Annotated in this window: 8 protein-coding genes; 7 read left to right on the top strand and 1 reads right to left on the bottom strand. The window is 60.3% G+C overall.

The window, feature by feature from the left end; genetic code table 11:
- The 7 genes from WCA53_RS13430 to WCA53_RS13400 form a co-directional block, all read left to right on the top strand.
- The coding region (locus tag WCA53_RS13430) for a citrate synthase (protein WP_423910789.1) at positions 1-705 on the top strand (705 nt) is incomplete at its 5' end.
- A gap of 87 nt (positions 706-792) precedes the next feature.
- Entirely contained in the window at positions 793-2,187 is a 1,395-nt protein-coding gene (locus tag WCA53_RS13425) for a DHA2 family efflux MFS transporter permease subunit (RefSeq protein WP_423910786.1), read from the top strand.
- A 294-nt stretch (positions 2,188-2,481) separates the two neighbouring features.
- A complete protein-coding gene (locus WCA53_RS13420; RefSeq protein WP_423910783.1) occupies positions 2,482-3,387 on the top strand; it encodes a LysR family transcriptional regulator in 906 nt (301 codons plus the stop codon).
- 120 nt (positions 3,388-3,507) lie between these two features.
- Positions 3,508-4,698: a CaiB/BaiF CoA transferase family protein gene (locus WCA53_RS13415; protein ID WP_423910778.1), complete on the top strand. Its 1,191-nt coding sequence runs from the start codon at positions 3,508-3,510 to the stop codon at positions 4,696-4,698.
- A 263-nt stretch (positions 4,699-4,961) separates the two neighbouring features.
- Positions 4,962-6,293, top strand: coding sequence for an MFS transporter (locus WCA53_RS13410; protein ID WP_423910792.1), 1,332 nt, complete (start codon positions 4,962-4,964; stop codon positions 6,291-6,293).
- A gap of 56 nt (positions 6,294-6,349) precedes the next feature.
- Entirely contained in the window at positions 6,350-7,324 is a 975-nt protein-coding gene (locus tag WCA53_RS13405) for a hydroxymethylglutaryl-CoA lyase (RefSeq protein WP_423910774.1), read from the top strand.
- 1 nt (position 7,325) lies between these two features.
- A complete protein-coding gene (locus WCA53_RS13400; protein WP_423910771.1) occupies positions 7,326-7,712 on the top strand; it encodes a VOC family protein in 387 nt (128 codons plus the stop codon).
- A gap of 34 nt (positions 7,713-7,746) precedes the next feature.
- Here WCA53_RS13400 and WCA53_RS13395 read toward each other — a convergent pair.
- Positions 7,747-8,773 (bottom strand): alpha,alpha-trehalose-phosphate synthase (UDP-forming) (locus WCA53_RS13395; RefSeq protein WP_423910768.1); only part of this gene is annotated, 1,027 nt, incomplete at its 5' end.

Below are 8,773 nucleotides of genomic sequence, written 5' to 3'. Positions count from 1 at the left end.
TCAATAGGCCGCGCGTTGCCCGTTCTCCGCGAAGAGGCAACAAGCGTGATGGTCACGCTAACCGAAGCGATGCTCGGAAGCGAAGCGTTAAACGGCGATTGCCCGCTGAGCGAACATATCTCGGCGTTGTGGGCGCGTAGTGACGCGGAGGGCGTTATTCGCCGCGCTCTCGTCCTGCTTGCAGATCATGAACTGAACGCATCGGCTTTTACAGCGCGCGTGACGATTTCGACTGGCGCTTCGCTGGCAGCAGGCATGCTCGCGGGGCTTGCCTCACTGACCGGACCCCTCCACGGAGGAGCCTCGCTGTCGCTGAACGCATTGATTGAATCGACAGAGCGTCTTGGCGTTGAGACAGCTGTACGGGAATGGCTCGCGCAGGGACAGACGTTACCGGGGTTTGGACACCCTCTTTATCCAGACGGCGATGTTCGGGCCGCCGCCTTGCTGGAGATGCTGCCAACGAGTGCGGCTTACACGCAACTCATGGACTATGTGGCGCGCGCGGTCGGTGAACGTCCTAATGTCGACTTCGCGCTCGCCGTCATGGCCGCGACGTTCGATTTACCCGCTGAGGCGCCGTTTATTTTGTTCGCGCTTGGCCGGTGCGTCGGGTGGCTCGCACACGCGTTGGAACAAGTGGAAGCGCATCGTCTGATCCGTCCACGAGCACGCTATGTCGGCATCGTGCCAAACCTCGCATAGCACCATGCGGCAAACCCGGCAACATTCATCCTTGACGCACGCTCAACCAGACCGCGTTTTAAAAACCATGCGCACGTGAGGACCGAAATGAGCAAGAGCGCCAACGCGGCTGGCGGGATTGATCCGTCTGTCTGGAAAGTGGCCCTCGTCGCCGTGATTGGGCCGTTCATGACGCAGCTCGATTCGACCGTGGTCAACGTTTCGCTCTCGACCATCAGTCACACACTTGACTCGTCGATTGCGACCGCGCAGTGGATCGTCAGCGGCTACCTGCTGGCAATGGCGCTGATGCTGCCACTCAACGGTTGGCTCGTGGACCGCATCGGCGCTAAGCGCCTCTACATTATCGGGTTTTCTACATTCACATTGGCCTCGATTCTCTGCGGGGCCTCCCGAACGATTAATGAGCTGATCTGTGCCCGCGTATTCCAGGGTCTGGTGGGCGGCGTGCTGGCACCCATGACACAGATGATGATTGCGCGTGTGGCGGGAAAAAACATGGCGCGTGTGATGGGCTATGCCGCCCTGCCTATCCTGCTGGGTCCCGTCCTCGGTCCCGTATTGGCCGGGACGATTCTTGCCCACACCACGTGGTCCTGGCTGTTCTACCTCAACGTACCGGTCGGCATTCTCGGTGTCGCCCTGGCCGTGTTGCTGCTTCCAGGCGATACCCTCTCTCTACAAAAACGCCCGTTCGATTTCCTCGGTTTCGCGCTGATTGCACCTGGCCTCGTTGCTCTCATCTACGGGCTTCAAAGTGCGTCCCACACAGAGGGACGATGGGTCCTGCTCGCTGGAGCCCTGTTTCTTGCGGGATTCTTGTGGCACTCGAAACGCAAGGGCAGTTCGGCACTCATCGACGTGCGGATCTTTGCGAACCGGACGTTCTCCGTCGCCGCAGCCACGCAATTCTTCGCGAACGGCATGTTGTACGGGCGGCAACTTGTCGTTCCTTTGTACCTGATCGCCGGCTGTGGGTTGTCCGCCGCGCAAGCAGGTTGGCTCATCGCGTCGACGGGTGTCGGCATGATGTGCTCGTTTCCACTTCTGGGATTCTTGACAGAAAGATATGGCTGCCGGGCAGTCTCGGCAGGAGGTGCGTTGCTGGCTTTCCTGAGCACGATCACGTTCCTCTGGATGATAGGGCACCCGTTCTCGGCAGCGTGGGCCGTGGTCAGCCTTTTCCTGGCCGGGGCGGGTCAAGGAACGATCAGCATACCGTCGATAACAGCCGCGTATTCGTCGGTCCCGAAAGCGAAGCTTGCCGTCGCGAACACCGCGTTGAACATTGCGCAAAGGGTCGGCGGCCCGGTTGCGACCACGCTCCTGGCCGTGGTCATTTCGTTGACGATGCACGATCCCAAGAGCGCCCAGCCAACCGAATTCCTTATGGCCTTTGTGATGCTCTCCTGTCTTCACTTGCTGGCTTTCGGGGCGGCAGCGCTGCTTCCGCTACGAATACATCGCGCATCTGAAGCCTGACGCCTCCGAGTGCATCGTCGGGATACGCTTTGGCCGGCAATAATCGGTGTAAAAGTCAGATCGAAAAAGCCCGATGCAGGAACATACGCACTCCTTCGGGAACGGATGTTGAGGATGTATTCGATAGGCAGGAACTAAAACGGGCGTTTTGACCGGGCATGCCCGGTTTGCTGGTGATACGGCCGACAAGTGGGCATCATGTCCGGGAATGAAAAGGCTGTTGACCGAATGTAGGAAATGGATGCTGAAAAGCAATCCTTTTGTCAGCTTTGTCAGACTCGGGACGCCATCCCAATGAGCAGCTCCTTGCATTACGACCTGCAATCGCTACGCCTGTTCATCGTCGTGGCAGAGCTTGGTAGCCTGACAAAGGCTGCTGAACGCTCCTGCATGACCCTGTCGGCGGTCAGCAAGCGCATTACCGACCTGGAACGCAGCATCGATTGCACGCTGTTGCTTCGCCAGCCGCGAGGCATCGAACTGACCGCCGCCGGCCAGGGCTTGCTCGTCCATGCGCGGCAAGTGGTCGATCGCGTGAACCGCATGGCCACCGAAATGAGCGATTACGCGGTCGGCGTGCGCGGCCACGTGCGGGTCTGGGCCAATACGTCAGCGATCATCCAGTTCCTGCCACACGACGTCCGCGTCTTTCTCTCCAATAACCCCAGCGTGAAAGTCTCGCTCGCGGAACGGCTGAGCGGCGAGATCGTCGCGGCGATCAGCAATGGCGACGCCGACATCGGCATCTTCGCGGACAACGTGCCCGCGCGAGGTATCGACAAGGCCGTGTATCGTCAGGACAAGCTCGTGTTGCTGGTTCCGAACGGCCATCCCCTGGCGGCCCTCGAGCAGGTGGCCTTCGCCGATACGCTCGACTTCGAGTACGTCGGCCTGACCGATGGCAGTTCGCTACTCGCCCGGCTTATCGATGCCGCGTTCAGCGCGGACCGGGCGCTCAAGCTGCGCATCCAGGTCAGAAGCTTCGACGCCATTTGCCGAATGATCGAACATGGACTCGGCGTCGGCGTATTGCCCGAGGCCGCGGTGCGCGCAGAGATACTCGGGGCAGGCCTGCACGCCGTGAGTCTCACCGACTCCTGGGCGCATCGCACGTTATGGATCGGCGCCCGGTCACGGGAAGCACTGTCGCCCGAGGCCGCGCGCCTTTTCGACTTCATGTCCGGTACGACTGACATCTGACCTCCACGCCCGCCGCCCCTTTCCAGAACGGAAAGGGTCATTGAAAATCCATTGATTATCAGCACGCGCGGATTGTCTCAAGATGAGCGTCAACACAACGACGTTCGCAAGGAGACAACCATGACGAAGCCGCTGGAAGGCGTTCGCGTACTTGAAATGGGCCAGCTCATCGCCGGCCCCTTCGCCGGGAAGATGCTTGCCGAGTTCGGCGCGCGCGTCATCAAGATCGAACCCCCGGGCACCGGCGACCCGCTGCGCAAATGGCGCCTGCTGCATGAAGGCACCTCGGTCTGGTGGGCCGCGCAATCGCGCAACAAGGAATCCGTCACGCTCGATCTGCGCTCGTCCGAAGGCCAGGACGTCATTCGCAAGCTGGTCGCGCAAAGCGACGTGCTGATTGAAAACTTCCGTCCCGGCACGCTCGAAGGCTGGGGACTCGGTTGGGACGAACTGCATGCGCTGAACCCCGGCCTCGTGATGCTGCGCGTATCGGGCTACGGCCAGACTGGTCCCTACCGCGACCGTCCCGGCTTCGGGGTGGTGGCCGAAGCAATGGGCGGCTTGCGCCACCTGAGCGGCGAACCGGGGCAAACTCCGGTGCGCGTGGGTATCTCCATAGGCGACTCCCTGTCGGCCTTGCATGGCGTGATTGGCATCCTGCTCGCGCTGCGCCATCGCGACCACAACGGCGGCGCGGGCCAGATGATCGACGTCGCGCTCTACGAATCGGTCTTCAACATGATGGAGAGCCTGCTGCCAGAGTACTCGGCGTTCGGCACCGTGCGTCAGCCGGCGGGCAGCAGCTTGCCCGGCATCGCGCCGTCCAACGCGTATCGATGCAGCGACGGCAAATACGCGCTGATCGCCGGCAACGGCGACAGCATCTTCCGCCGACTGATGGAGCTGATCGAGCGCCCAGATCTCGCCGCCGATCCAGCGCTCGCGCAAAACGATGGCCGGGTCAAGAACGTCGAGCGACTGGATGCCGCTATCGGTGAATGGACCGGAATGCGCGGCCTGGATGAGGTCCTCGCAGCCTTGAATGTTGCCCGCATTCCAGGGGGCAAGATCTACGACATCGCAGACATCGCCGCCGACCCGCACTATCACGCACGCGACATGATCCTGGACGCAAAACTATCCGATGGCACGCCCGTCAAGCTGCCGGGTATCGTGCCGAAGCTGAGCGAGACGCCCGGCACGGTCGAGCGCCGGGCACCGGAACTGGGTCAGCATACCGATGCCATCCTGGCAAGCGTCGGCATCGACGCCCCCACCCGCGCCGCCTGGCGCGAGCGCGGCATCACTTGATATAGCCTAGGTTCGACCTGCTGAAACCGGTAGTCAAACGAAGTAGTTCGCAGTCCTTGGATGACGCGTAATGACGAAGCCAGCACCGTAACCGGACTTAAAGACCCGTGGGTGGCCCGGCAGTTTCACTAATACATTGAGGAGACGCAATGAGCAGCAACAATCTAGACCTGAGCGACGGCGCAATCGCCCATTCAGCCATCCCTTCACCCAACGACAGCCCAGCCGTCGATGCACACGCCAAGCTTACTTTAGGCGGCTGGATGGACAGCCTGCCAGTGGGCTCATTACATCGATTTGTGGTAGCCGTGATCGGCATAGGCTTGTTCTTCGACATGTACGAAATATTCCTCGTTGGCTCGATTGGCACGGCGCTGCAAGGAGAATACGGGATCGACAGGCACAGCACCGACTTTAAGCTACTGCTGGCCTCAGCCTTTATTGGAATGTTCGTCGGTTCATTGTGCCTGGGCACCATGGCCGACCGCATTGGCCGGCGCAAGGCGTTCTTATTCAACTTGATCTGGTACAGCGCCTTTTCCCTGCTCGGCGCGTTCTCCGTCAACGCTGGGATGCTGGTGATCTGCCGCGTTCTGACGGGCATTGGCGTGGGTGCGATCTACCCCGTTGCCGATAGCTTCTTATCCGAGATCCTGCCCAAGGAGCGTAGAGGCCGACTGGCCGCGTGGGCCTATACCCTGTCGTATGTTGCGGTGCCGTTGGTCGGATTCCTTGCGGTGTGGCTTAACCCACTGCACGTGGGCGGTGTGGCTGGCTGGCGTGTCATCTTGATCATTGGCAGCCTGGGTGCCGTTTTGGTCCTGATCGTGCAACATAAGCTACCCGAAAGCCCGCGCTGGCTCCTTTCACAGGGAAGGGTGAAGGAGGCTCACGCCATGCTCAGGCGGTTCGCCGAGAGCGCAGGCGTAACCGTTCCAGCCATTGCCCCTGAAGCAACGGTCGTGCGAAAGCCAAGCACATTGCGCGAGCGTGTAGCGTTGCTATGCCTTCCCCCTTACAACAAGCGCTACCTGATGCTCACGATCTTCCACCTGCTTCAAGGATTTGGTTACTACGGCTTTGGCACGCTGGCCAATACGGTAGTAAAAAGCCGCGGCTTTGACGTAACAGATGGAACACTGTTCGTGGCACTTTCCTTCCTTGGCTATCCAGTGGGATCCTTGCTGTCAATTCCCCTGCTCAACTGGCTCGAGCGCCGTACGCTGGTTATCGCATCGATATTGACGATCGCTGCCTTCGGCTTAGCTTTTGCCTATTCAAACAGCTCGGCGTTGATCGTATGCTTCGGATTCTTGACGACATGCGCCTCGAATGTGTTCAGCAATGCGTACCACGTGTACCAATCCGAAATCTTCCCGGCCAGCGTGCGCTCGACTGCAATCGGCAGTACCTACTCGTTGTCTCGCCTCGTCAGCGGCGTATTGCCTTTCATCTTGATTCCGATCTTGAGCCAGCATGGCCCGGGCGCGATGTTCGGAAGTATAGCCACTGCGTTGCTGGTGGTCGCCCTTACCGTGCGGACTCTCGGCCCCCTGACCACCCGACGCAGCCAGGACGACATTAATCCGGTCTGAACCGGCCGCGCCTTGCCAGGCGCCACGCGCGGCATCACTTGAGGAAGGAACCCATCATGTTGCAGAAAAAGCGTTTGTACATTCAGGAAGTCGCCACGCGTGATGGCTTCCAGAACGAAAAGCAGTTCGTCGATACCGACGCGAAGATCGCCCTGATCGACGCCTTGAGCGAATGCGGTTACGCAAAGATCGAAGTGACGTCGTTCACCTCGCCCAAGGCGATTCCGGCGTTGCGCGACGCTGAAGCCGTGATGCATGGCATCGCACGCAAACCGGGAGTCGTCTATACCGTGCTTGTGCCCAACGTACGCGGTGCCGAGCGTGCGCTCTCATGCGGCGTCGATGAAGTCAACCTCGTGATGTCGGTCAGTGAAAGCCATAACCGGACGAATCTGCGCATGACCCGCGAGCAGTCGTTTGCGCAGTTGCGCGACGTAATCAACGTCGTTCACGTCGTCAAATCGACCCCGGTTGCGATCAACGTGTCGCTGTCAACCGCGATGGGCTGCCCGATGGAAGGCGACATCGAGAAAGAGGAAGTGCTGCGCTGGATACAGAGTTTCGCCGATCTCGGCGTGCATGGCGTCACGCTCTGCGACACCACTGGCATGGCGTTTCCAACGCAAGTGGGCGACTTGTGCCGCAGCGCTCGCGACGCGTTCAGAGAACTCGAACTAACCCTGCACTTTCACAACACGCGCGGCATGGCGCTTGCCAATACCCTTGCCGCGCTCGATGCCGGCATCGACCGTTTCGATGCATCATTAGGCGGTCTCGGCGGGTGCCCGTATGCGCCCGGCGCGACTGGCAACGTCTGCACCGAGGAACTCGTGCATATGCTTGAACTGGACGGCTACGACACGAACATCGATCTCGGCCGCGCGCTCGCAGCATCAGCGCGATTGCCCGCGCTCATCGGTCACGACGTCCCAAGCCAGTTGCTGAAGGCCGGACGACGCCTCGACCTGCACCCGATGCCGCCCACCGATACCGCCCCCGAACAACGCGCGTTCACGAAGGAAGGTGCCTGACATGACGTTCATCGATCACCTGGATCATCTGGTCCTGACCTGCATAGATATTGATGCGACAAAGCGCTTTTATACCGATGTGATGCACATGGAGTTGCAGACGTTCGGCGAAGGCCGATACGCACTGCGCTTCGGCAATCAGAAGATCAATCTGCACGAGCGCGGCCACGAGTTCGAGCCGAAAGCCCACTTGCCTGTGCCCGGCGCACTCGACCTGTGCTTCTTCGCCGGAGTGCCGCTTGACGACGTGATCGCGCACCTGAAGCAATGCGGGTGGCCGATTGTGGAAGGCCCGGTCGAGCGAACCGGCGCTACGCAAAAAATCCGCTCGGTCTATGTCCGCGATCCCGACCTGAACCTGATCGAGATATCGGAACTGATGGGATGACGGCTACGCCCCCTTGCCCGTTGTCCCATGATTTTCACGTGGCCTTCGTCTGGTCAGGACCTTGATCCTGTTCCACATGTTTTAGCGCGTTAAGGAAACTGGAACACCACCAGTGGACATCCTGCTTGCGGATCCGGCTCATGAGCGCTTCGTGGCGCTGGATGCGCTCTTGCAGCGGCATCGACAGCGCCCGCTGGATAGCTTGCGCTGTGCCGTGTGCGTCGTAGGGGTTGACCATGAGCGCTTCTTTCAGTTGCTCTGCGGCGCCCGCGAAACGCGACAGCACCAGCATGCCGGGATCGGCCGGGTCTTGCGCCGCGACGAACTCCTTCGCAACCAGATTCATCCCGTCGCGCAACGGCGTAACCAGCGCGACGCGACTCGCGCGGTATAACCCTGGCAGGCGCTTACGTGCAACATTGCGATGGATGTATCGCACCGGCATCCAGTCAAGCTCACCGTAGTCACCATTGATCGCTCCACACATGCTGTCCATCTGACGGCGCAAATCGTCGTAGGCACCCACGGCCTCGCGGCTGGGAGAGGCGATCTGGATCAACGTGGCACTGCTGCGATTCTCCGGATACTGCTCCAGCAGTTCGCGAAAGGCGTGAATCCGTTGCGGCAGCCCTTTCGAATAATCGAGCCGGTCGACGCCAAGCAGCAAACACCGCCGTGAGTATTCTTCCCGCATGCGTGCAAACGTGTCACGCCCCTCTTTCCCTTGGGCTAGTTCGACGAACTCGTCCACGTCGATACCGATCGGATAAGCGCCGATGCGCAGCGTGCGATTGAAGGCGCGAAGACGATCGTGGCTGAGTTGCTCTGCATGCGCTTCCGATTGCACGTAGTGAGTGAAATGCGTGACATCGGTTTCGCTCTGGAAGCCGACCAGGTCGTAGGCGAATAACGAGCGCATCAACCATTCGTGCTCGGGCACGGCCGCCATGATCTGTGGCGGGGGCATCGGAACATGCAGGAAGAAGCCGATCCGGTTCGCGCAACCCATGGCTCGTAACTCGGCCGCAAGGGGAATCAAATGGTAATCGTGGACCCAGATC

The organism is Caballeronia sp. (assembly GCF_049581465.1).
GTDB lineage: Bacteria > Pseudomonadota > Gammaproteobacteria > Burkholderiales > Burkholderiaceae > Caballeronia.
The sequence above is the reverse complement of the archived record's forward strand: the minus strand, read 5'-3'. Positions and strand labels throughout refer to the sequence as shown.